We start from the raw sequence: 24,205 nt of genomic DNA on the forward strand, positions 1-24,205 counted from the left end.
AGTTGAAGAGCATGCCAATTGGAACCGGGCTTCGACTTCGCTCAGCCTGACATTCGCTGAAATTAGCCTGACGGATGAAAGGTTTAAATGTCAGAATCCTTCGAAAACACCAAGTCCAAAAAGGGCAAAATCGTATTTTACAGGGTCTTGGGCGTCCATTTCCCTTAGCTTTTGGTCTAATTCAGCCAAAGCTTTTCCATCATTTTGTTTTCGGGTCAAAATGCCCAGCTTTCGGGCAACATTACCGGAATGAACATCTAAAGGGCAGGATAGGGCCGCTGGTGAAATAGTTTTCCAGATTCCCAGGTCAACTCCTTTTGTGTCCTGGCGTACCATCCAGCGCAGGTACATGTTAATTCTTTTGGCAGCTGAATTGTTTAGGGGATCCGAAATGTGTTTTTGAGTTCTCGGAAGGTGATCTGTTTCAAAAAAGATCTTTTTAAATTCATGAATGCTTTTCTGCAGGCTGTCATTTTCCTGGTTTTTGGCAAAAACAGCTTCAAGGCCATTGTGGTTTTTATAAATATGCTGCAACCCTTTTACAAAACCTGCGAAATCATTTCCGTTAAAAGTTCTGTGAACGAAATTTTCAAGTCTTGCCAAATCTTCATCAGAATGGGACATGATAAAATCGTATGGTGCATTGCCCATTAATTCCATCATGCTATGCGAGTTTTTAATAATCATTTTACGATTCCCCCAGGCAATGGTCGCGCTCAGAAAACCGGCAATTTCGATGTCTTCTTTTTGAGTAAACAAATGCGGAATCTGTACAGGATCACTTTCAATAAAATCCTGATTGTTGTATTGAATGACTTTTTCGTCTAAAAAATCCTTAAGTTCAGTTTGATTCATTTGATATGTTTTTGGCGTAAAAGCCGTCTTTTAAATTAGTGGTCCGCATTTGAGGTATTATTTTATAGTAAACCTCAAAATACTTTAGCTGGTCTTTATTGACACAAGGTAATTTTCCGTTGCCCGTTCCCCAGAAAAACGTATTGTTTAATGGAGATTGGTATTGCAGGTTGCCATTTTTTATACTTTGATAATCGAAGTCGAATTTGCTGTTTTGATGCGGAAAAATTATTTCGTTTACAGAAAAGGTACTGTTGTTTTTTAAATGAACATTGGTGGTAAGTACACTTAAATTAAAAGGGATCATCAGGATTGTTATTAAAATACCGGTGGCGAAGTAGAGAGAAATAACAATTTTTCGTTGTGAACGGAGTAGTGTGGCTGCAATTAGAAAAGTAAATAATAATATAGCATTCATAAAAAAACGATACTGAGGAGACGATACAAACAATACGATCATTTGAAAAAACAATATTGCGTAAAGGATCCAAAAAGGTTTTTTATTGAAAAACTTAAAGATAAAAACCGGAGTAATTACAAGAAGGACTAAAACTAATGTATTGAACAGGCCATGTAATCCCGGTCTGAAAATCCATATTTTAAAAATTTCAAAGATTCCCAAACTGTCAAATTGAGTTTCCGTTAATGAAAAAGCCGCTGTTTTGGTTTCATCATAATAAAAATGAGCCATGGCAGACGGAATCTGAAAATCGAAAGAAAATGGACTGGTTAGCGCAGGAAATAAAGGATAACCACTAATGATAGTATTTTTTATGAGAAAAAGAACTAAAACCACAAGGCCTATGAGCACTGGTTTTGCCAATTTGGGAAGCAGAACTTTATAATCTTTGACGAATAAAACCATCGGAATTAAGACCAGAACAATAGAAGTTGTCTTTATAAATACAGCAAAGAAAACGAGTAAGGCAATGAGATTAAATGTTTCAGTATCCGGATTTTTATAGTTTTCAATGAACTTAAAAAAGAGAATCAGCGATAAAATATAAATGGGTAAATCGGGAGACGGTGTGCTGATAAAAGAAAAGAAAAAGATATTCGCCAAAGGCAACAGCCCAATAATGAGATGATTACTTTCTTTGTTTTTGAAATATGCATTAAGATGACGAAAAGCATAAATATTGCCCAATAAAAGAAAAAATCCGCTTAGGTCATTAAAATTGGGATACAAAAAAGAAAAGCTGAATACACTTTGAGCAATATGCCAGCCGCTGGTTTGTGCTAAGAAAATATGCAGATTGGCAAGTCCTTTTACAAAACCATATTCGTTTATCCATTTTATGGTTTGGATATAATAGGATTCATTATCGATTATATAGGGAATTGAGGCACATTGGGCCAAAATTAAAAGTGTAGTACTAAAAAATATTGCTTTTAAGGAAAGTGTCAGAGCCTGTAATTCCTGAAAAAGTGATTTGTAAATGAGGTGAATTTCATTTTTAAACCTAACATAAATTCCAATATTGAGAACTAAAAGAAAGACATGAAATTCAATATTAATTCTCCCGAAAATTGCCCAGAAACCGGCAAGCAGCGTAGTGGTAAAAAGGCCAAGAATGGAGTAGATAACAAAATCTGAATTCTTTATTTCGGCTGTTTTACCGGTATAAAAACCAATATTTATGGTTGTGAAAACCATATAAATCCAGCTTAAAAGAATTAAAATCATTTTAAGATAATATTTGTCCGTCTGACATGATAAGTTTTCGGTCGGCCATATTGGCTAACTCTTCGTTGTGAGTGACAATCACAAAAGTCTGACCGAATTCGTCGCGAAGCTGAAAAAATAACTGGTGCAGGTTTTCAGCAGAATGGGTATCCAGGTTTCCTGAAGGTTCATCGGCAAAGATAACATCAGGTTTATTGATCAGGGCTCTTGCAACAGCAACACGCTGCTGCTCCCCACCCGAAAGTTCGTTGGGCTTGTGATGGATACGATGTGATAGTCCTAAATATTCTAAAATCCTTTTGGCTTCTTTTTCGGTTTCTGATTTTGATTTATTCGCCATAAAAGCAGGGATACAAACATTTTCCAACGCTGTGAATTCAGGCAATAATTGGTGAAACTGAAAAATAAACCCCAAATTTAAGTTTCTGAAACCCGATAAGATTTTGTCTTGTTTACTTTTCTTCTTAAAATAATTTCTGTAAAAAACAGCTGCTAAAAGCAAAGGCAAAAATAAAACGGCAATTGTAACTTGTCCGAAAAGATCATTTTCTATTTTATTTCTGAAAAACAATAAAAAGATTATCAATAAGAAAGTGTAAATGCTTGTTATCCAGGTAATAATTTTAAAAGTTTTCTCCTCTTTGGCATTGTCTGTTTCTACACCCTGAAGTTCTAAAATGTTCTGGCCGTTTATAGATAAGGATGATGCTGTATTTACTTCCGGTTTGTCAAGTGTGCCTAAAATTTGCAGTAATGTTGTCTTTCCGGCTCCGGATGCGCCAACAATTGAAACAATTTCTCCTTTTTTAATATGCAAATCAACTCCTTTTAAAACCTCAAGCTGATCGTAGAATTTATGTATATTTTTTGCGTGTATCATTATTGAAACTGTTTTTACAAAGAAACAAAGATTCTGCTGAAATCGTAAGCTGTTCTAACAGAATTTTAGGAACAATATTTGATTGTAGGTTACGGACAATTTGTAAATGTAAAATGTCTGATCTGTAACAAGTTGGTTTTTAAAGAAAATTGCACTAAATTTAGGAATATGAAAGAAGAAGTAATCGCAAAAGACGAAAAAACGAAAAAGCTGCTGTTGGGTTTGCTTTTTGATGCAATGGGAATGTTGACTTTTACAATCCCTCTTGTCGGGGAATTTGCCGATGTGGTCTGGGCACCTCTTGCCGGTTTTTTGATGACTTATATGTACAAAGGAAGAGTGGGAAGAGTAGCAGGAATTTTGACTTTTGTAGAAGAAATTCTACCCTTTACCGATGTAATTCCGTCGTTTACACTGACGTGGCTTTATACGTACTACATCCAGAGAAAGAGATAAAAATAATTTAATCTTTAAATAAAAAACCGAGCCCCATACTTTTGAGCATTTTCTTTTCAAAGTTCCAAAAGAAACGGAACTGGCCGAAAATGGTTCCTATTGCTACCAACAAAACCTGATAAATAGGGAAGATGATAATCAGCCTGATTAGGGTAAACCACCCGCCAAAATCTTCTTTGGTGATTCCCAGCCAGACACAAAACGGCTTGGATAAATAGGCAGATGCCGATCCGGTGATGGCAAAAACAATAAATATAATAATGAGTTGGAAGTTTGAGGTGATTCCCCAACGTTGTTTTAATTTATTCATTTTTATTTATAATGATTACAAATATAACAACATTATCTGGAAGGAACATAACCCCAAAGTTTTTGTTTGTAAGTATTTTGAAAATAAATCATATAATTATAAATGAGGTAATTTACCTCGTATCCATAGTTGATTGCCGGGTTATAATTGATATTCATTTCATATAAACTCGGGCTGTAACGTTGCGGCTGTAAAACACGATTGTTCCATTCGTTTATATATAAAATATTTTTCGACTCCAGATAGCTTTGCGAGTAATAATTTCTCGGATAAGCCCTTGAAGCGAGCCAGGTACTAAAACCGTTATCAATGATAATCACTTCGTATTCTAAAGAGTCATTGGCAATGCGTACCGTATCGTTTAGAGCTATGCCATTATTTACCGGCTCACTTACAGTGGTTTTGGCAGTGGAGCAGGCTATGATGGTCCCTAAAATTACAAGGATGTAAACAAAGTTTTTCATGACTTTTAATTTGAATATAAAGTTACGGAAAAAAAAGGTACTGAGATACTAAGTTTCTGAGGTACTAAGATTTGGAGGTGCAAAGGTACTAAGGTTCAGAGGTGCAAAGCTACAAAGGCACAAAGGTTCAGAGGCACAAAGGTTCAGAGGTGCAAAGGTTCAGAGGTGCAAAGGTTAAGAAGTACAAAGACTGAGTGTTAAAAATAATAAAGCTGTTTGTCTTAGACAAACAGCTTTATATGTTTTGAAAATCGCAGAGAAAACCTTAGCACCTCTGAACCTCAGTACCTTTGCACCTTTTAAAAAAAACCTATCTTCCAAACAGCTTACCGATAAAACCGGAAATACCGCCTTTGGTTTTAGTGATTACAATGACATCGGCTACGTCCACTTTTCCGTCGGCATTTTGGTCTAAGCCAAACTGCATTCCGTATTTAGAGATTGTGTCCATAATTCCGGATGCCTGCCCGCTGTTTCCGGAAATAGCTGAAATGATATCTGAAATTTGAAAACTGCTGTCGTTTGGATCTTTTGCTTTATTGACCAGTGAATTTAATACCTGCGGAATAATACTGGCAGCAACTCCTGAAGAATCTGCATTGCTTAATCCGAATTTTTCACCAAGACTACCGGTTAGTTGTTGCGTTATCTGCTGTACAACAGGATTGGAGTTGTCTATTGGAGTACTTCCGTTAAATAAAGCGGCCAATTGTTCTGAACCGCCTTCTGAAGCAATTTTCTGTAGTCCCGCAAAAATGGAGTTGCCTGCTTCGGCTACTACAGCTTCATTATGTTCGTTTGGGACCGCACTGTTATTGACAACTGCATCGCCTCCGTATTGTTGCACTAATTGTGTTAATTGTTCAAACATGACTTGGATTTTTTAGATTGGTAACTTCAAAATTAATAAAAAAAGAAAAGGGATTTATTAAACAGCGTTAATAAATCCCTTTTAAAATATTTAATTACAGTTAATTAGCTTAATAAAGTAATGATTTGTGAAGCTAACTCCGTACCAATTCTGTCTTGTGCTTCTCCTGTTGCAGCCCCGATGTGCGGCGTCAATGAAATTTTAGGGTGCATTAAGATTGTCATTTCCGGTTTTGGCTCGCTTTCAAAAACGTCCAGTCCTGCAAATGCCACTTTTCCTGAATCCAGCGCTTTTACCAATGCTACTTCATCAATTACACCACCACGGGCACAATTTACGATTCCGACACCGTCTTTCATGATTTCAAATTCTTTCTCTCCAATGATATAACCATTCTGAGCAGGAACGTGTAACGTAATAAAATCAGCTTCTTTAAATAAAGATTCTAATGATTGCGAAACGATTGTTGTCGTAATAGACTGACCGTCAAAAAATTCCACTTTTATATCTACTGTCGGAATAAAACTATCCGCAGCGATTACTTTCATACCTAAGCCCAGTGCCATTTTTGCAGTAGCCTGACCAATACGTCCAATACCAACAATTCCAAGTGTTTTTCCTCTTAATTCAATACCGTTTGCATAGGCTTTTTTCAGGCCGTCAAAGTTAGAATCTCCTTCAAGAGGCATATTTCTGTTCGAATCATGTAAAAATCGAACACCTGAAAACAAGTGTCCAAATACTAATTCAGCAACAGATTCTGATGAAGAAGCCGGTGTGTTGATTACGTGAATTCCTTTGCTTTTGGCATAATCAACATCAATATTATCCATACCAACACCACCACGGCCAATGATTTTAAGCCCCGGGCAGGCATCAATAATATCTTTACGAACTTTAGTCGCACTACGCACTAAAACTACGCTTACGTTGTTTTCGTTTACAAAATTAGCCACTTGTTCCTGTGCCACTTTTGTAGTTATAACTTCAAATCCACCTTTTTCTAAAGCTAGAATTCCACTTTTTGAAATTCCGTCATTGGCTAATACTTTCATTATATGTTTATGTGTTTATTTGGTTAATTGTTTAATCGTTAGATACAAGAAATTAACCTATGTTATAATTTTTTCTTTTTGATCAGGAGGTTAGTCTCAGTCTCAGTTTCAGTCTCAGTTTTCAGTTCTCAATTAACTGCAAACTGAGACTGAAAACGGCAAACTAAACTTTAGACTCCAAAGCTTTCATTACATCCACTAATACCTGAACGCTTTCGATCGGCATTGCGTTGTAAATAGAAGCTCTGTAACCACCAACAGAACGGTGTCCTGGCAATCCTGAGATATTGGCTTCTTTCCAGAGTGCATCAAAAGTTGCAGCGTGATCCGGATTGTTCAGTAAGAAAGTAACGTTCATTTTAGAACGGTCTTCCACTGCAGCAGCGCCTTTGAATAATGGGTTTCTGTCGATTTCAGCATACAGTAAATCCGCTTTCGCATCATTTAATTTTTCGATTGCTGCAACACCACCATTACTTTTAATCCATTGTAAGGTTAGTAAAGAAACGTAAACTGCAAAAACAGGAGGCGTATTGTACATACTTTCTGCTTTGATATGTTTCGCATAGTCTAACATGCTTGGAATAGTTCTTCCGCTTTTCTCCAGGATTTCTTCTTTAACAACAACCAAAGTCGTTCCTGCAGGTCCCATATTTTTCTGGGCTCCGGCATAGATTAAATCAAATTTGGAGAAATCTAAATTACGTGAAAAAATATCCGAACTCATATCGCAAACAACAGGAATAGTAGTTGTTGGGAATTCTTTCATCTGAGTTCCGAAAATGGTATTGTTACTGGTACAGTGAAAATAATCTGCATCAGCCGGTATTTCGTATCCTTTCGGAATATGATTGTAATTTTCTTCTTTTGAAGTAGCTACGACAACAGTTTCTCCAAAGTTTTTAGCTTCTTTGATGGCAGCTGTTGCCCAGGTTCCTGAATCTAAGTAAGCGGCTTTTCCGTTTTCTTTCATCAAATTGTAAGGAGCCATTAAGAATGCAGTACTGGCACCGCCTTGTAAAAATAAAGCCTGATATCCTTTTCCTTCAAGTCCTAATAATTCTAAAGCAAGCGATCGGGCTTCATCCATTACAGCAACAAAATCTTTGCTTCTGTGCGAAATCTCAAGGATAGACAGTCCTGAATCATTGAAATTTAAAATGGCTTTTGATGCTTTCTCAAAAACTTCCTGTGGTAAAATACTTGGTCCTGCGCTGTAGTTGTGTTTTTTCATGATATAGTTAATAGACGAAAATTTTAAAAACGCAAATTTCGGCAATAGGAGCTGAAAAAGCGATAAATTATTCGAAATAATTAAACAATTTTTTACTTTGTTGTTAACAAAAACGTTATAGTATCTACGTTATCTGCATAATCCCACAATTGCGGATTTTGGGTCTGTCCAAAGGGAATATTGTTTTTGCCGGAATCGGTGCTTACGATACACTGAATTTGTTCAGCATCAGCTTCAAGACGTTTTTCAAGCTCTTCGCGATTTTCGTAAAATTCATAGAAAACACTCGAAATAGGAGAGGCGTAACTGGAGTCTTCTTTCAGTGTCAGAAAGCCATTGTCGAGCAATTTGAAATTGCTCATCAGAAATACGGCTTTATTATAGTCGTAATTATTAGCATATTTTTCATAGTGAATAACGTCCTGATATTTGAAAATGGCTTCAAAAAAAGCATCAAATTTATAGCCTTTCGGAACAAAAAGTTTCGAAACATTGCGACAGCCCAATCCGAAATACCTGAAAATATCTTCGCCTAAATTTTCCAGTTGTTCTTTGGTTTCATTCCCGTCTAAAACGGCCACCGAATTTCTGTTTTTACGGATGATAGAAGGCTTGTCTTTGAAATAATATTCAAAATAACGTGCTGTATTGTTACTTCCGGTAGCGATTACGGTATCGAAATTTTCTAATTTTCCTTCTACAAAAGTGATTTTATCCGAAAATTCCGGGTTAACGGCAATGATGTATCTGGCTAAAAAAGGCAGCAGATGCTGGTCGTTTGAAGATGTTTTTACGAGTGCTTTATGTCCGCTTATCAGAACCGATAAAAAATCATGAAAACCAACCAATGGAATATTTCCGGCCAGAATCAGCGCCACATTTTTCGCCTTTTCTTTATTCTCATCCAGTTCAAAGGAATAGCGGGAGAGCCATTTCGTGAGGTTTTCTTCGGTTAAAGCATCTGCCCAGGACTGAAGCGCAAAATATACCTGTTCGGGAGTATACCATCCATTATGAGATTGCGACAAATGAATCAGCTTTTCGAAATCATCAAAAAATAAATCGTTGTGTAAAACATCCGATTTTTTAGTTGTATTGTTTTCAGAAAATTGTTTTAAGAATTTGCCTAATTCAACAAAAACACTTTTTTTTGTTTCTAATGTCATAATGTTTGTTTATGAATAGTTTTGATTGTAATTTTGCACAAAAATAAGTTTTTTTAGCGTTAAGCGGTAAGCTTTATGCAATAAGCTTTAATTTTTGAAAAATAATATTTTAGAAATAGCTTAAAGCCTAAAACTTAAAGCATAAAATAATATAAAAGATGGCAATAATTATAACCGACGAATGTATTAACTGCGGAGCTTGTGAACCAGAGTGCCCAAATACAGCAATTTATGAAGGAGCTGATGATTGGAGATATAAAGATGGAACAGCCCTTTCAGGAAAAATAATCTTACCGGACGGAACTGAAGTAGATGCAGATGATGCACAAACTCCAATTTCTGATGAAGTATATTATATCGTTCCGGGAAAATGTACGGAATGTAAGGGGTTTCATGATGAACCTCAATGTGCTGCCGTATGTCCTGTAGATTGTTGTGTGCCGGATGATAATCACGTAGAAGACGAAGAAACGTTGCTGGCGCGTCAGGCGTTTCTGCATAACGAATAAGAGCTGATATAATCGATAAATAAAAGAACCTGAGTAGTTTAACTCAGGTTTTTTTATGCCTCAACCTGTAAGTATTTCTTATTAAATTCGGATTTAATGTTTTATTTTTGTTAATTTGATTGATTTTTTAACACTTGTTTGATAATATAAGCAGCCTATGAAGGGACTACTAATTTTGTTTGTTGTATTTTTCAGTGAAAGTATTTTTGCTCAGAATACAGAATATTCTATTGTTGTAAAGGATATAGAGACACAGCTTCCTATTGAGAATGCAACTATTGTAATTATGAAAACCAAACAAATTTTATTAAGCAATGAGGATGGTAAAGTTACATTCATGTTAACAGGAGGCTCGAATGTCCAGGTTTCTGAAACCAATTATGAAAATTTAACCATTCGCTGGGCAAGTCTGAAAGAAAATGAATTTACGGTTTATTTAAAAAGTAAAGACAATAAGCTGGATGAAATTGTGCTGTCTAAAGAATCTCCTCAGAAAATCCTCCGGAAAATTGTCCTGAATTCGCGCGCAAAACTAGCAATGCCACATCGGTTAAAAGTCTATGTAAGGGAATTTTTTATGCTGAACAATCAATATTCCTACTACAATGACGGACTGGTGAATTTTCAGTTTGGGGTCAGCCAGAAAAAAGTTTCCACGACTTTATTAGTAGAGCAAAACCGGTCTTATGGGTTGCTGGAAAAGGATATAAGTGCTGATTTAAAAGGATATAATTTGAATAATATCATGGAAAATTATTCTAACCTGAGCTATTTTGATCCCATTTTAAATTCCAAAGCAAAAAAAGAATACGATTTTATAACCAAAGGACATCCGACAAATAAAGATTATTATGTGATGAATGTTACGCCGCTGGATAAATCTAAAACAGCAGTTGATAATTTTGAAATTGTTTATGATCCGTTAAAAAAAATAATACTGGAGTACTCCATTATCGTAACTCCGGGAACCTTAGCTGCAACAGTAGATAAAGCTGCTGTTGGCTCCAAGAATGTAACCCGGTCAACAGTAAAAGTAAGTTACAGGCTTGATGGTCCCGATTATTACGTATTGAGTTCGAATGAAGAAATCGCATATGATCTCGTTTTGAAAGATCAGGTTAAAAATATTCAGGTTCGCAATAATTTTATCACGACCAATTTCAATAAACAGAAATTCACATACAGTCAGAGTGATGTTTTTAAAGATAAGACACTTTTTAATAAAAAGAATAAAGTCCTGACCAATTACTGGAATATTTCGGGATTTACGCCTACTGATGAGGAAAAAGTATTGATAGATTCCTTAGAATTTAAGATGTAAAAAAAAACTGACTTGCAAGTCAGTTTTTTTATGGCTTTTTCTTTGCTACAATAACATATGTATCGTAAGCATAGGTTTTTCTGTCGATCGTTTTTAGTATTTCGAAATTATTAAGGTACAGGAACAGCTCGATTTCATTGAGGGTAAAAACACGAACGGTTGAAAAATCATTTTCAATAATTTCTTTTTTGCCATTTACAACGGTGTAATATTCGGCACTCCAGTCTAACATAAAATTTTCCAGGGAATGATTCACGTCCCAGTGGCTATCTCTCTTGTAATTCACATTTTCGTACGCTGCCTCATGTGTGATTAGTACGTTTTCCGTGATGAAAGGAATAAAGCGGTTCGCGTCGATAAAATCAAAAATTATAATACCATTATCATTGGTGTTTTTGTAAAGCGCATCAAAAGTTCTGTTGATATCGCTGTTGGTGATGAGATAGCTGGTAGATCTTCCTGTAATTAAAATAGCATCTACCGGATTTTCAAGTTTGAAATCGCGCATATCACCTTGTATGAAAGAACAATTTTTGTTTCGTTCTTTAGCGATTTCGATCATACTTTCACTATAGTCAAGGCCGAGGTAATTTTGTTTGTTTTCGTCGAATCGTTTGGCGAGGTTTCCGGTACCGCTGCCGATTTCTAAAACAGACGAACAGTTATTTTCCTGAAGGAGGTTATTATAAAAAGCATACTCTTCGTCATAATTGACAAAAGTCTGGTACATCGCATCGTAAATCGCGGCCATTTTGCCATCATATAAATTTGCCATAACAATTTGGTTTTTAAGTATAAAATTATAAAAAAAGGGCTGTCCTAAGACAACCCTTTCAATTATTTGAACAAAGCTGAACTTAGAATTTATAGTTTAATGATAAGTTAAACATAGTTCCTAACTGGCTGAAATGCGAACCATCGTAAGAAGTGGTAGGATAACGACCATTAAAAGTCAATAAATTATATTGGTGCTTTCTTTCAGCAGGGTCTGCCAATAAAGCTTGCCCATCTGCATTTTTTGCTACAAATTCCCATTCCGGTAAAACATTAAAGATGTTGTTTACGTTTAAAGCGATCGTGAATTTTTCTGTAGCATTAAAATTGATACCTAAATCTGTAACAACTTTAGGAATAAATCGCGTATCTAAATCAGGATTATAGTCAGTCGGTGGTTTAGAACTGTCAAATGTTGCTATACCATCCTGGTGAAAGCTGGCTTCTCCGAAATAAGTATTGTTTAAAGAGAATCCAAATTTGCCAATTTCATAATTAGCACCTAAGATCCATTTTGTTTTTGGTCTTGAAGTAAAAGTCAAAGCGTCCAGAATTGGTCCAAATGAGTTGTTGGTAACAGGAGAAATTCTTTCGTTTTGAAAGGTAATGTTTCCGGATAAATTAAAACCTAATTTTCCTTCTCCAATTCCGATATTATTGTAGCTTGTTACCACATCCAAACCAGATGTTCTGGAATCAAAGGAGTTAGAAAACCAGGCCACGTTACCAAACGGAGTGTCTTGTCTGTCTCCCAGTACAATTCGGTCTTCTACTTTGATGTTATAATAATCTACAGTTACATTTAAATTTTTGAAAGGTTTTGCACCAAGACCAACCGTAATATTCGTTGATTTCTCAGGAGACAAGGAAGGAATTCCCAACTGACGCGCCTGAGGAGAAACGTTACTGATAATTCCACTTACCTGAATTCCCTGTCCGGCTACGAAAGAGTATTGAGATTTTTGCGTGTAAATCTGGTGTAAAGTTGGAGCTCTGAAACCAGTTGATACAGATCCTCTTAAAGTAATTTTGTCATCAAGGAATTTATATCTTGTACTTGCTTTCCAAACGGTTGCCCCGCCAAAATCGCTATATTCCTCATGACGAACTGTTCCGTTAATCAAAAAATCTTTTGTGATATCAAAAGCAACATCTAAATAAACACCTACATTATATCTGTTCCATTTTCCGGAATTTTCAGGTCTGTTTCCTGCAAAAGAATCCGCTCCTGTTCCGTCCCATGATGCTTTAACGCCTTCAATAACTTCAAAATTTTCAGATCTGAACTCAGACCCAAATCCGATACTGATTTGGTCTGATACAATCTTAGAAATATCAATATTTCCAACGACATGATTAAAAGAAGTTCCACCCGGTTTAAAAGAGATTGGGCTATTCTCTCTGTATACATTTTCACCGTTTTCATCAAGAGTAGCAGATCTGTTGACAGAGTTGTTTACCGTGTACAATTGTTTGTTGCCACCAACAGTTATACTCGCATCCGTATTCCAGCCATTTTTAACATTTTTGAAACCCAGTGTACCGTTATAATCAAATAAGTCACCTTCAAAAGTTGGTACATATCCTTCATAAACTCTATCGGCACCAGTCCCTTTCCCGAAAAAATCAATAAGGTAAGGATCATCAGCCAAAGTTCTCCAATACGGTGTTCTGTAGTTGGCAAATGATTTTACCTTTTTATACACATAAGCAGCGTTATAGTACAATTTTGTATTGTCGCTGATGTCATTACCACCATTAATTAAAAATTTTGCAGCAGCTGTTTCCGGTGAACCATTAATATTTCCTGCGTCAGGATGTTTGGCCAGAAAAGCCTGAACGTCTGCCAGATTAGCGCCAAAATCCCCAGCATCTCCTTCTGCATCAACATTTCCTGGTCTGTTGGCCATTTTTACTTTAGAAAAGTCAATCGTATAATTCAGGAAACCTTTTTCTCCAACAGTTGTACCCTGGTTTAAACTTGCACCCAGCATTTCTCCGTCACCTTCAGAAGTTATTCCGCTTCTTACTGTTAAAGATCCATCTGTGTTGTTTTTCTTTAAAATAATATTCATTACCCCGGCAATCGCATCAGAACCGTATTGGGCAGAAGCTCCGTCACGAAGAATCTCTACTCTTTCGATCGCGTCTGTCGGGATGGCAGAAATATCAGCTCCTGTTTCCCCACGTCCCGGAGAAGTCTGTACATAAAGCAAAGAACTTAAGTTTTTACGCTTACCATTAATAAGGATCAAAGTTCTGCTTGGCCCCATGTTTCTGATTTCATACGGATCCAGTAATGAAGTGGCATCATTTACAGGAGTTTGTACCGTATTAAAAGAGGGAATTTTGTATTGCAGCGCCTTGTCAAATGTGGCTTGCCCGGTGGAAGTTAAATCCTTTGAGGACAATACATCAATTGGTAATGCACTCGTCGTATTACTTCTTGCGGCTGTTCTGGATCCGGTCACAACAACTTCATCAAGATTTTGTCCGCCTTCTTCAGATAAAGCAACATCAATTTGAGAGGCATTTGCCAGCCTGGTAACGCTGTTGTAGCCTACATAAGTAAAAATTAGGGATGCGCCTTCTTTTACTGTTATTTTATATGATCCGTCAATATCGGTGGATACACCGTTGGTAGTTCCTTTTTCAACAATGTTCACTCCAGGCAGAGGGGTACCTGTATTGTCTTTTACTACACCTGTTACCTGCTGTTGTGCAAAAATGATGACGGTGTTAAAGAGAAATAATAGTAATGCAATTTTTTTCATGGTTAATCTTTTTTGGTTAATCTTATTAATGGTTTGTTAAATATTGAGATAAAAGTAGGTTTATTTAACAAAACATTATAAAAAAGTTTAATTTTTTTTAAGAATTATCGCAAAAAAACATATATCGTCATTTTTTGTATAGTTACGAGCTATTAAATCTTATATTTGCAAAATTTTAGCGTTAAAATGTAGCATTTTGACAAAATTTAAAGGATAACAAAAAATAAGGATAATACGATTAAATCAGTACTAAGCAATTGGGCTATAGCTCAATAAAATTGGTAGCTGAGGCGATCAGAGTCAACTAAAAAAACAAATTTATCTACAGATGAAAGCAGGAATTGTAGGATTACCAAATGTTGGAAAATCAACATTATTTAATTGTTTATCTAATGCAAAAGCGCAAAGTGCGAACTTTCCGTTTTGTACTATCGAACCTAATATTGGTGTAGTAAACGTTCCGGATCCGAGAATCAATAAATTGGAAGAATTGGTAAAACCAGAGCGCGTACAGATGGCAACAGTTGATATTGTCGATATCGCAGGTTTGGTAAAAGGTGCCAGTAAAGGCGAAGGTCTTGGAAATCAATTTTTAGGAAACATTAGAGAGTGTAATGCTATTATTCACGTATTGCGTTGTTTTGATAATGATAATATTGTTCACGTTGACGGAAATGTAAATCCGATTCGTGACAAGGAAACAATTGATATCGAACTTCAGTTGAAAGATTTGGAAACTGTTGAAAAACGTTTGGAGAAAGTAAACCGTGCCGCTAAAACAGGAAACAAAGAAGCACAAACTGAAAAAGCACTTTTAGACAGGATCAGAGAGTCTTTATTACAGGCTAAATCGGCACGTACTGTTGTACCTCAGGGGAATGACGAGGAAGTTTTAATGGAATCTTTTCAGCTGATTACAGCAAAACCGGTATTATATGTTTGTAATGTGGATGAAAATTCAGCCGTAAACGGAAACAAATATGTAGATCAGGTTCGTGAACTGGTAAAAGACGAAGATGCTGAAGTAATCATCCTTTCAGTAGGAGCAGAGGCCGATATTACCGAATTAGAAAGCTACGAAGAGCGTCAGGTTTTTCTTGAAGATATGGGATTAACAGAGCCGGGAGCATCCGTTTTAATTCGTGCCGCTTATAAATTACTAAAACAACAAACGTACTTTACCGCTGGTGTAAAAGAAGTTCGTGCCTGGACCATCAATATTGGAGCTACAGCACCACAGGCTGCCGGAGTGATCCATACTGATTTTGAGAAAGGTTTTATCCGTGCAGAGGTAATTTCATACGAAGATTACGTTCAGTACGGTTCAGAAGCAAAAGCAAAAGAAGCAGGAAAATTCAAAGTAGAAGGAAAAGAATATGTTGTAAAAGATGGTGATGTTATGCATTTCCGTTTTAACGTATAATTTTTTTTCTGTATGAAAAAATATTTAATTGCTGTAATCTTCATTACTCCTATAATAAATTGTTTTAGCCAAAAAATGAAAATTGGATTAGATGGTGGAGCCACTTATTCAAGTTTTAGAGGCAGCGAAATTATCGATGATGTTAAATCAGGATTTGGTCGAGTTGTCGGCTTGTCTTTCGAATATTTTTTAGCGCCTAATTTTTCATTAAAATCTAATTTGAATTTAGAGCAGAAAAACAATAGTTACACGGGAGTCACCAGTAGTATTAGCTATGATAATGAAGCATTGCCCATTAGAAAATCTCTTCAAACAAAAAATAAAAATACATACGATTATATTTCGTTGGCAACAATGGCAAAATATTATTTTGGCCCAGATCATTCTTTTTTTATTAACGGGGGGGGGGTTTATGCTCACTTAAATAAGGATAAAACTACAACTGAAACTAAGGAAATAGAATTTGTAAATCCAGAACCAACACAAAGAAGTAACTATCCTTTAGCGGAATCATTTAATCATAGCGACTATGGAGTGACATTAGGTATTGGAAAATCATTTATTATTAATGATAAATGCGGACTTTCGATCGAATTTAGAGATAATTTAGGATTAAGTAATGTCATTGAAGATACTATGAAGTATTCTACTACTGGAGATATAAAAACGAATTCAGTTAATCTTCTTTTAGGATTTGAAATGAATCTCTAGATAATAATAATATAAAAAACTGCTGTAAAGATTCAGCAGTTTTTTTATGCTCCGAAATTACCATTGTCCGGCTGAGCGTAGTCGAAGTCCTTTTTAGTTTTGCGAGCCTTCGACTACGCTCAGGATGACAACTTTTTATCAAGATTTATTAGTGCCCGATTGTCCGGCTGAGCGGAGTCGAAGCCCTTTTTAGTGTAGTGAGCCTTCGACTCCGCTCAGAGTGACAACTTTTTATCAAGAACTATTAGTGCCCGATTGTCAGGCTCAGCGGAGTCGAAGTCCTTTTTAGTTTAGCGAGCCTTCGACTCCGCTCAGGATAGCAGTCTTTTTTAAAAGAGTAATTTGTGGAATACAATAAGATTTGGTATGATTTTAGTTTCAGGGAATTAACCTTAGACCAAAAAGTTCCATGAAAAAAATCATTTTAATTTTATTTGTTACCAGTATTGTAATAGCGTGTAAAAAAGAAGATGCTCCAGCATGTGAAGATTGTCTGGCTTTTTATTTCGAGCATCCTCAACCTATTAGTTTTTCCGAATTACAGGGTTTTCCAAATAGATTTAAAGGCTTATATATAAGTAAGGATTCAACTTTTATAAAAATTGAAGAAAATCGGATTTTAAGAGAATATTTTTTTAAATATAGAATTCATAAACGTCTTTTGGATTCTTTAAAAGCAGAATATAATATTGTTAATAATCAATTAATAAATCGAGAGACTAAAGAAAAGTTTGCTTTTTATAAAAAGGGAGATTCTTTGGAACTGGTAACTAACCATATTGATACTCTTTTTAGATTCTCGTACAATCAAAAAGCCAAGAGAATTAAAAATCAATTGGTTTTAAGCACGAGAGATTCAGTGTTCTGGAGAATAGAAGTTTTATCTTTAGAGAATAAAATCATCAAATTTAAAAATATTTATGAGCGAGAAGATTTAAAGAAACTTGATTCGGTAACAGCCATTAAAGGGAAAATGCTGGATTCGACTTCCTATTTAATAAAACCAACACCGCGTGAATTTAGAAGTGTATTAAGGATTAAACATTTAGGAACGGATCAGGAATATAAAAAGGTTTCACAATAAAAGTCAGGAATGTAAATACAGCATGGGAAAAATGTAAAATTTCCAAAAAAAGCAAGAATTCAGATTTTTAATTATTGCTTAAATTTGAGACACTATCTAAAAATAAGAACTATCGTGAAAGTTAAAAATTTATTATCCAAATCCTGGTTTCTTCTCAAGAACGCCTTCTTGGAATTTAATGATGATAATGCAATTAAACTTAGTGCTGCGTTGTCCTATTACACCATATTTGCCTTACCGCCCTTATTGATTATCATTATCACTATCTGCGGTTTTTTCTTTGGTGAAGATGCCGTAACAGGACAATTATACGGACAAATTAACGGCATGGTAGGCAACGGTGCCGCAATTCAGATTCAGGAAGCAATAAAAAATGTACAACTTTCAGGAAATAATGTTTTCGCCACCACATTTGGAATTGTAATGCTGTTAATCGGTGCCTCCGGGGTTTTTGCGGAAATACAGAGTTCCATCAATTTTATTTGGGGACTTCGCGCCAAACCGGATAAAGGCGTTAAAAAATTCATTCAGAATCGTCTGATGTCTTTTTCGATGATTGCCTCGGTTGGTTTTTTAATGCTGGTCAGCCTTTTTGTCAATACAACGCTCGATTTAGTAAGCACACGCCTAAAAATGTACTTTCCAGAAAGCACGGTTTATTTATTTTATGTAGTCAATATTTTTATTGTACTGGGAAGTATTACACTTCTATTTACCATTATTTTCAGAACATTACCGGATGGAAAAATAAGATGGAAAGACGCCTTTATAGGTTCAACTGTTACGGCAGTTCTTTTTATGATTGGTAAATTTGCAATAGGCTTTTATTTAGGCAGCTCTACAGTAGCTTCTGTTTACGGAGCAGCGGGTTCTGTAATAATTATTCTGGTTTGGGTGTATTATTCGGCAATTATTCTGTATTTTGGAGCAGAATTTACCAAGGTGTATGCAAAATCATACGGAGGGAAGATTTATCCGAATGAATACTCGGTAGAAATCAAAAAAGAAATTTTTGAGATTGACGAATCCGGAAAAAAAGAACCGGCAAAAAAAGAACAAATATGAAAATTATAGCCTTTGGAGGAAGTAACAGCAGACATTCGATCAACAAAAAATTAGCGACTTATGCTGCTGGTTTATTTGAAAATGCAGCAGTTGAAGTTTTGGATTTAAACGATTATGCAATGCCTTTATTCAGTGTTGATCTGGAAAAAGAAATCGGTCAGCATGAACTTGCAAAAGCATTTCTTGACAAACTGGAGCAAGCAGATATTTTAGTAGTTTCACTGGCGGAGAATAACAATAATTATTCGACAGCTTTTAAAAATATATTTGACTGGAGTTCCAGAATTAACAAAGAAGTTTTTCAGCAAAAACCAATGTTATTACTGGCCACCTCTCCGGGATCAAGAGGCGGAGCCTCAGTTCTTGAAATCGGACGTAATGCGTTACCAAGATACGGTGCTCAGATAAAAGGCACTTTTTCATTACCGGCTTTTAATGCAAATTTTGATTTAGAGCAAAATAAAATCTCGAATGTGGAGCTGGATAAAGAATTAAAAGATATTATTAAATCTAGTTTTTAATCCATGACTATAAAAAAGATTGCCTTTCTGTTCCTCTTTATGAATTGTGTTTTTCTGCATTCTTCTTACTCACAAAAGTATAATGATGTTGATAAAATAGTTTTAAAATATCCAAAACACTTCAAAACTACGGAAGCGTTAGCGGAAAGAATCCAAAAAGATTTTACTTCAGAACGGGATAAGGCACGTGCTATTTACAGCTGGATTGCTTTTAACATAAAATACGATTACGCTTCTTTTTTAAATCCACCGCGAACGCAGGGATTCAGCTATTCCACGGAGGCCGAAAAACAAAGAAAGATCCAACAGCTGAACGATAAACTGATTCAGAAGGCTTTTACTGCCCAAAAAGCAGTTTGTGAAGGATTTACAGCTTTGTATCAGCATTTGGCCGGCTTAACAGGACTAAAATGTGAAATAGTAAAGGGAGATTCAAAAACCAGGTTAGCAGATATTGGCAGAAAAGATACGTCGTCCAATCATGCGTGGAATATGGTTTTGATTGATAAAAAATGGATACTGGTAGATGTTACCTGGGGACAGGGATATTATGACAGCAGCAAAGGAAGAATGATTAATGACTTTGCGCCCATTTATTTCGACACCGATCCGGATTACTTTTTTCAAAAACATTTTCCGGATTCCGGAACTTATCTGGGACAAAAATTAAGCAAGGAAGATTTTCTTAACGGCCCTCTGATTTATAACATTACAATCGAGGGAGACCATAAAATTACGGAACCCAATTCCGGGCTTATTGAAGTTAAAAATGGCGAAAATGTTACTTTTCGAATAAAAAACATTTCAAAAACAGCCCAGTTTTTTTACCTGAATAAAAAGAACCAGCCGGTCAGAATTGAAAATGCAAAAGAAAGAAAAGGCAGCCTGGAATTTCAGGTCACTTTTGATAAAAATATAGGGCAGTTTATTACTTTTTATCTTGGTGAAAGCAGTATTGTTTCCTTTAAAGTCATCATGAAGTAATTAATAGATTCTCAATTTTCTTCTTTTATCGAATTGGCGTATCTTAGCAAGAACCGATTTGAATAATTAATACAGTAGGGCTATGGAAACAACATTTCTGAAATCAATTTTAGATAATGATTTCTATAAATTTACGATGCAGCATGCCGTAATCAGGCTTTTTCCAAAAGCAAAAGTACGTTATGCTTTTATCAATCGTGGAAAACATGTTTTTCCGCCGGGCTTTGCTGAATTGCTTCGAAAATCGGTTGATGGCATGGCTGATTTACGATTGACAAAAGAAGAAAAACGCTATCTGTCGCACCATTGCCCTTATCTCGACCCTACTTACCTGGATTTTTTACAGGGTTACGCTTATGATCCCTCCGAAGTGGAAATAATACAGGAAGGGTCCGAAATAAAAGTGACTATTGAAGGATTTTGGTACCGCACCATTTTATGGGAAGTGCCTCTGATGTCCTTAATTTCGGAACTTTTTTACAAAGCAAATCATTTGATCCGTTTAAATGATGAAGCCATCAAAAGTCATACGAAAGACAAAATCGACAACTACAATAAACTCGGTGTCCCTGTTTTGGAATTTGGTACCAGACGCCGCCATTCTTACGATGTACATGTTTTAGTCAATGAAACTTTAAATGCTTTTGGGAACCAAAGCTTCATCGGAACGAGTAATGTACATTTTGCCATGGTGAACAATAAACGTCCGTTAGGCACACATGCTCATGAATGGTTTATGTTTCATGCCGCCCAATACGGTTTCAAAATGGCCAATTTTATGAGTCTGGAACACTGGACGCAAGTATACGGCGGAGATCTCGGAATTGCGCTGACGGATACCTATACCACGGATATATTTTTCAACCAATTTGATAAAAAGTACTCCAAACTTTTTGATGGCGTTAGGCACGACAGCGGTGATCCGGTAGAATTTGCGCAAAAAGTAATTGCGCATTACAACAAAATGGGAATCGATCCCAAATCAAAAAGCATTGTTTTTTCGGATTCACTCAATTTCGATAAAGTAAAAATCATATCCGATTTTTGTAAAGATAAAATCAGGATGTCTTTTGGAATAGGAACTAATTTTACCAACGATGTGGGCCTGCCGCCGATGAATATGGTGATCAAATTAACCGAAACCAAACCTGACAATGTGCACTGGCAGGGAGTCGTGAAACTTTCAGACGAAAAAAATAAAAATACGGGAACGCCCGAAATGATTGCCTTGGCAAAACAAGTACTCGGAATCAGATAGTGTTTTTTTGTTTTAAAACTGATTTCTTCTATTTTTAAAGCTTGTATTTTTTTAAAATCAATTTAAATAGAATTCAAAGCTGTTATTATTTATAACAAAAAGAAAATACGCTTTTATTTTTTACGCAGAAATGGTACATTAGCCAAAAATCCAATTCATTTATGCTAGAGCAAAATCAATATACCGAAGATAATATTCGATCACTCGATTGGAAAGAACATATCCGTATGCGTCCCGGAATGTATATCGGGAAATTGGGAGATGGATCTTCGCCGGATGATGGTATTTATATTCTTTTAAAAGAGGTTTTAGACAACTGTATCGATGAGTTCGTTATGGGCTCCGGAAAAACTATTGAGGTGACTATCAAGGATAAAACGGTTTCGGTTCGGGATTACGGACGTGGAATCCCGTTGGGAAAAGTAGTCGATGTAGTTTCGAAAATGAATACAGGAGGAAAGTACGATTCCAAGGCTTTCCAGAAATCAGTTGGTTTAAATGGTGTCGGAACGAAAGCAGTAAATGCCTTATCGAATTATTTTCGGGTAGAATCAGTTCGTGATGACAAACAAAAAGGAGCGGAGTTTTCTGCGGGAAATTTAGTTTTAGAAGAGGATATAATTGATACTACGAAGCGAAAAGGGACAAAAGTGACCTTTACGCCGGATGAAACGATCTTTAAAAATTACAAATTCCGTATGGAATATGTGATTAAGATGGTGAAGAACTATTGCTACCTGAACAATGGTCTGACCATTATATTCAATGGCGAAAAATACATTTCTGAAAACGGTCTTAGGGATTTATTGGAAGAAACCATCAGTGCAGAAGATCTGGAATATCCGATCATTCACCTGAAAGATCATGATATTGAGATCGCTTTAACCCACAGTAAAACACAATACAGCGAAGAATACCACTCTTTTGTCAACGGTCAGAATACCACACAGGGAGGAACGCACTTAGCGGCTTACAGAGAAGCCATCGTAAAAACCATTCGGGAGTTTTACAATAAGAATTTCGAAGCCTCTGATGTTCGAAAATCGATTGTGAGTGCCATCAGTATTAAGGTAATGGAACCGGTTTTTGAATCACAGACCAAAACCAAATTGGGGTCAACCGATATGGGATCCGATGACGGAACACCGGCAGTCTCCGTTCGTACTTTTGTAAATGATTTCGTGAAGAATAAGCTAGACAATTATTTACATAAAAACCCTCCGACAGCTGAAGCGTTACTGCGTAAAATTTTGCAGGCCGAAAGAGAACGTAAAGAACTGTCCGGAATCAGAAAACTGGCGACAGATCGTGCCAAAAAAGCCAATCTGCACAATAAAAAATTAAGAGATTGCCGCGCGCATCTTCCGGATACCAAAAATCCGAGAAATTTAGAAAGCACGCTTTTTATCACCGAGGGAGATTCGGCTTCCGGATCGATTACCAAATCGCGTGATGTGAATACGCAGGCCGTTTTCAGTTTGCGTGGTAAGCCTTTGAACTCGTACGGAATGACCAAAAAAATTGTGTACGAAAATGAAGAATTCAATTTACTGCAAGCCGCCTTGGACATCGAAGACGGACTGGAAAAATTACGCTACAACAATATCGTAATCGCAACCGATGCCGATGTCGACGGAATGCACATTCGTTTGTTGCTGATTACATTTTTCCTGCAGTTTTTCCCGGAATTAATCAAAGAAGGGCATTTGTATATTTTACAGACACCGCTTTTCAGGGTTCGTAATAAAAAAGAAACGATCTATTGTTATTCCGATGAAGAACGAAGAGAGGCGATTGAAAAACTAAAACCAAAACCGGAAATCACCCGATTTAAAGGTTTGGGAGAGATCTCACCGGATGAGTTCAAGAACTTCATTGGAGAAACGATTCGCCTGGACCCGATTATGATGGATAAAAATACTTCTATCGAGCAATTATTATCCTTTTATATGGGGAAAAATACGCCGGACAGACAGGATTTTATTATTAAGAATCTGAAGGTGGAGTTGGATACGATTGAGGAAGCTGCTATTTAAGAAAAGAAAATCTTAGTCAGTGACTGAGGTTTTTGAAATATAAAAATCCGAATCATTGACTCGGATTTTGGAATTTTAAATTGACCCTATCACTGACATGAAATAGGTTCTTTAAGATAAGAAATTTAAATAATTATATGAAGAGAATATTTTTTTTGATTACCGCTTTGATTTTAGTTTCCTGTAAAAAAGAAAAAGCCGAAACTCCAATGGAGAAAGGAGTTCCAGTTATAAGATCAATAAGTAAAGTGATTAAAAAAAGAGATTTTCCTTTAAAGAATTTTTCAAAAATTGAATTGGTTTCTTATTATAACAGAATTTATTGGGATACTATTAAGCATAAAGGAGAACAACCGTCAAGAAAAGTATTAGTAGACAATTATAAATTAACTTTTGATAGTACAATGATACAGGAAAGAGTTACTTTGAATAAAATTCAGGAAAAAGAACTTTTGAATGTAATGGTTTGCGATACTTGTATTCCCGAAGAAATTTCCTCAGCGTGTTACAATCCCAGACACATGATTTTGTTTAGAGATGATAAAAACAGGATTATTGGATATAACGAATTTTGCATAAGTTGTAATGGGGCCAGAAGTTCACCTAATCTTGATGGATTTCAAAAATATTGCTTGTACGATATGGGTGATTTATTTAGAAAATTCGGAATTAAGCTTTTTGTTGACGATGATGATGAACAAAAAGAGTATGAGATTTTAAGAAAAAAAGGTTATTTAAATTATTAGCATAAGTAAAAATACTGAAAT

Annotated in this window: 22 protein-coding genes and 2 pseudogenes; 12 read left to right on the plus strand and 12 right to left on the minus strand. The window is 35.9% G+C overall.

The genetic code is table 11. The features are described from left to right. Positions 1-90: 90 nt before the first annotated feature. From LPB89_RS13235 to LPB89_RS22005, 4 genes and pseudogenes are all read right to left on the minus strand, one after another. The gene (locus LPB89_RS13235; protein WP_230702249.1) at positions 91-855 is read right to left on the minus strand and encodes a TIGR02757 family protein; all 765 of its coding nucleotides are present in this window, start codon (positions 853-855) and stop codon (positions 91-93) included. After that, positions 842-2,542, minus strand: a complete 1,701-nt coding sequence (locus tag LPB89_RS13240) for a hypothetical protein (protein ID WP_230702250.1) — start codon at positions 2,540-2,542, stop codon at positions 842-844. The genes LPB89_RS13235 and LPB89_RS13240 overlap by 14 nt, the downstream gene beginning before the upstream one ends. Before the next feature lies 1 nt (position 2,543). Next, positions 2,544-2,993 (minus strand): annotated as a pseudogene (locus LPB89_RS22000) (ABC transporter ATP-binding protein); the annotation flags it as partial. 213 nt (positions 2,994-3,206) lie between these two features. Further along, positions 3,207-3,422 (minus strand): annotated as a pseudogene (locus LPB89_RS22005) (ATP-binding cassette domain-containing protein); the annotation flags it as partial. A gap of 168 nt (positions 3,423-3,590) precedes the next feature. Here LPB89_RS22005 and LPB89_RS13250 point away from each other — a divergent pair. Further along, on the plus strand, positions 3,591-3,878 hold the full coding sequence (locus LPB89_RS13250; protein WP_230702252.1) for a hypothetical protein: 288 nt from the start codon (positions 3,591-3,593) through the stop codon (positions 3,876-3,878). A gap of 7 nt (positions 3,879-3,885) precedes the next feature. On the opposite strand, the gene LPB89_RS13255 is transcribed toward LPB89_RS13250, so the two are convergent. The 6 genes from LPB89_RS13255 to LPB89_RS13280 form a co-directional block, all read right to left on the minus strand. Further along, positions 3,886-4,188, minus strand: a complete 303-nt coding sequence (locus tag LPB89_RS13255) for a DUF6787 family protein (protein WP_230702253.1) — start codon at positions 4,186-4,188, stop codon at positions 3,886-3,888. A gap of 32 nt (positions 4,189-4,220) precedes the next feature. After that, positions 4,221-4,652, minus strand: coding sequence for a DUF6146 family protein (locus tag LPB89_RS13260; RefSeq protein ID WP_230702254.1), 432 nt, complete (start codon positions 4,650-4,652; stop codon positions 4,221-4,223). A gap of 310 nt (positions 4,653-4,962) precedes the next feature. Then, positions 4,963-5,523 carry a DUF937 domain-containing protein gene (locus tag LPB89_RS13265; protein WP_230702255.1) on the minus strand — a complete coding sequence of 187 codons (561 nt, stop codon included), beginning with the start codon at positions 5,521-5,523 and terminating at the stop codon, positions 4,963-4,965. A 104-nt stretch (positions 5,524-5,627) separates the two neighbouring features. After that, entirely contained in the window at positions 5,628-6,578 is a 951-nt protein-coding gene (locus LPB89_RS13270) for a D-2-hydroxyacid dehydrogenase (protein ID WP_230702256.1), read from the minus strand. A 163-nt stretch (positions 6,579-6,741) separates the two neighbouring features. Beyond that, the gene (serC, locus tag LPB89_RS13275) at positions 6,742-7,812 is read right to left on the minus strand and encodes a 3-phosphoserine/phosphohydroxythreonine transaminase (protein ID WP_230702257.1); all 1,071 of its coding nucleotides are present in this window, start codon (positions 7,810-7,812) and stop codon (positions 6,742-6,744) included. A gap of 92 nt (positions 7,813-7,904) precedes the next feature. Continuing rightward, positions 7,905-8,978: an acyl-CoA reductase gene (locus tag LPB89_RS13280; RefSeq protein ID WP_230702258.1), complete on the minus strand. Its 1,074-nt coding sequence runs from the start codon at positions 8,976-8,978 to the stop codon at positions 7,905-7,907. 158 nt (positions 8,979-9,136) lie between these two features. On the opposite strand from LPB89_RS13280, the gene LPB89_RS13285 reads away from it, so the two are divergent. Together LPB89_RS13285 and LPB89_RS13290 are read left to right on the plus strand one after the other, a co-directional pair. After that, positions 9,137-9,487 (plus strand): 4Fe-4S dicluster domain-containing protein, encoded by a 351-nt coding sequence (locus LPB89_RS13285; RefSeq protein ID WP_132037845.1) that lies wholly within the window; start codon positions 9,137-9,139, stop codon positions 9,485-9,487. A 157-nt stretch (positions 9,488-9,644) separates the two neighbouring features. After that, entirely contained in the window at positions 9,645-10,808 is a 1,164-nt protein-coding gene (locus LPB89_RS13290) for a hypothetical protein (protein WP_230702259.1), read from the plus strand. 28 nt (positions 10,809-10,836) lie between these two features. On the opposite strand, the gene LPB89_RS13295 is transcribed toward LPB89_RS13290, so the two are convergent. Further along, entirely contained in the window at positions 10,837-11,583 is a 747-nt protein-coding gene (locus tag LPB89_RS13295) for a class I SAM-dependent methyltransferase (protein WP_230702260.1), read from the minus strand. A gap of 82 nt (positions 11,584-11,665) precedes the next feature. Next, positions 11,666-14,356 (minus strand): TonB-dependent receptor, encoded by a 2,691-nt coding sequence (locus LPB89_RS13300; protein WP_230702261.1) that lies wholly within the window; start codon positions 14,354-14,356, stop codon positions 11,666-11,668. A gap of 328 nt (positions 14,357-14,684) precedes the next feature. Between LPB89_RS13300 and ychF the strand changes: the two genes are divergently transcribed. From ychF to LPB89_RS13345, 9 genes are all read left to right on the plus strand, one after another. Then, positions 14,685-15,779 (plus strand): redox-regulated ATPase YchF, encoded by a 1,095-nt coding sequence (gene ychF, locus LPB89_RS13305; RefSeq protein WP_042564141.1) that lies wholly within the window; start codon positions 14,685-14,687, stop codon positions 15,777-15,779. 12 nt (positions 15,780-15,791) lie between these two features. Then, a complete protein-coding gene (locus LPB89_RS13310) occupies positions 15,792-16,490 on the plus strand; it encodes an outer membrane beta-barrel protein (protein WP_230702262.1) in 699 nt (232 codons plus the stop codon). Positions 16,491-16,899: 409 nt separating this feature from the next. Beyond that, the gene (locus LPB89_RS13315; protein WP_230702263.1) at positions 16,900-17,574 is read left to right on the plus strand and encodes a hypothetical protein; all 675 of its coding nucleotides are present in this window, start codon (positions 16,900-16,902) and stop codon (positions 17,572-17,574) included. 114 nt (positions 17,575-17,688) lie between these two features. Continuing rightward, complete coding sequence (locus LPB89_RS13320) at positions 17,689-18,639, plus strand: YihY/virulence factor BrkB family protein (protein ID WP_230702264.1); 951 nt, start codon at positions 17,689-17,691, stop codon at positions 18,637-18,639. Then, the gene (locus tag LPB89_RS13325; RefSeq protein WP_230702265.1) at positions 18,636-19,160 is read left to right on the plus strand and encodes an NADPH-dependent FMN reductase; all 525 of its coding nucleotides are present in this window, start codon (positions 18,636-18,638) and stop codon (positions 19,158-19,160) included. The genes LPB89_RS13320 and LPB89_RS13325 overlap by 4 nt, the downstream gene beginning before the upstream one ends. A gap of 3 nt (positions 19,161-19,163) precedes the next feature. Then, the gene (locus tag LPB89_RS13330; RefSeq protein ID WP_230702266.1) at positions 19,164-20,144 is read left to right on the plus strand and encodes a transglutaminase domain-containing protein; all 981 of its coding nucleotides are present in this window, start codon (positions 19,164-19,166) and stop codon (positions 20,142-20,144) included. 82 nt (positions 20,145-20,226) lie between these two features. After that, positions 20,227-21,402 carry a nicotinate phosphoribosyltransferase gene (gene pncB, locus LPB89_RS13335; RefSeq protein WP_230702267.1) on the plus strand — a complete coding sequence of 392 codons (1,176 nt, stop codon included), beginning with the start codon at positions 20,227-20,229 and terminating at the stop codon, positions 21,400-21,402. 161 nt (positions 21,403-21,563) lie between these two features. Beyond that, the gene (locus LPB89_RS13340; RefSeq protein ID WP_230702268.1) at positions 21,564-23,438 is read left to right on the plus strand and encodes a DNA topoisomerase IV subunit B; all 1,875 of its coding nucleotides are present in this window, start codon (positions 21,564-21,566) and stop codon (positions 23,436-23,438) included. A 137-nt stretch (positions 23,439-23,575) separates the two neighbouring features. After that, complete coding sequence (locus LPB89_RS13345) at positions 23,576-24,184, plus strand: hypothetical protein (protein ID WP_230702269.1); 609 nt, start codon at positions 23,576-23,578, stop codon at positions 24,182-24,184. Positions 24,185-24,205 lie beyond the last annotated feature (21 nt).

Origin of the sequence: Flavobacterium sp. ENC (assembly GCF_020991415.1) — a bacterium.
Taxonomy (GTDB): Bacteria; Bacteroidota; Bacteroidia; order Flavobacteriales; family Flavobacteriaceae; genus Flavobacterium.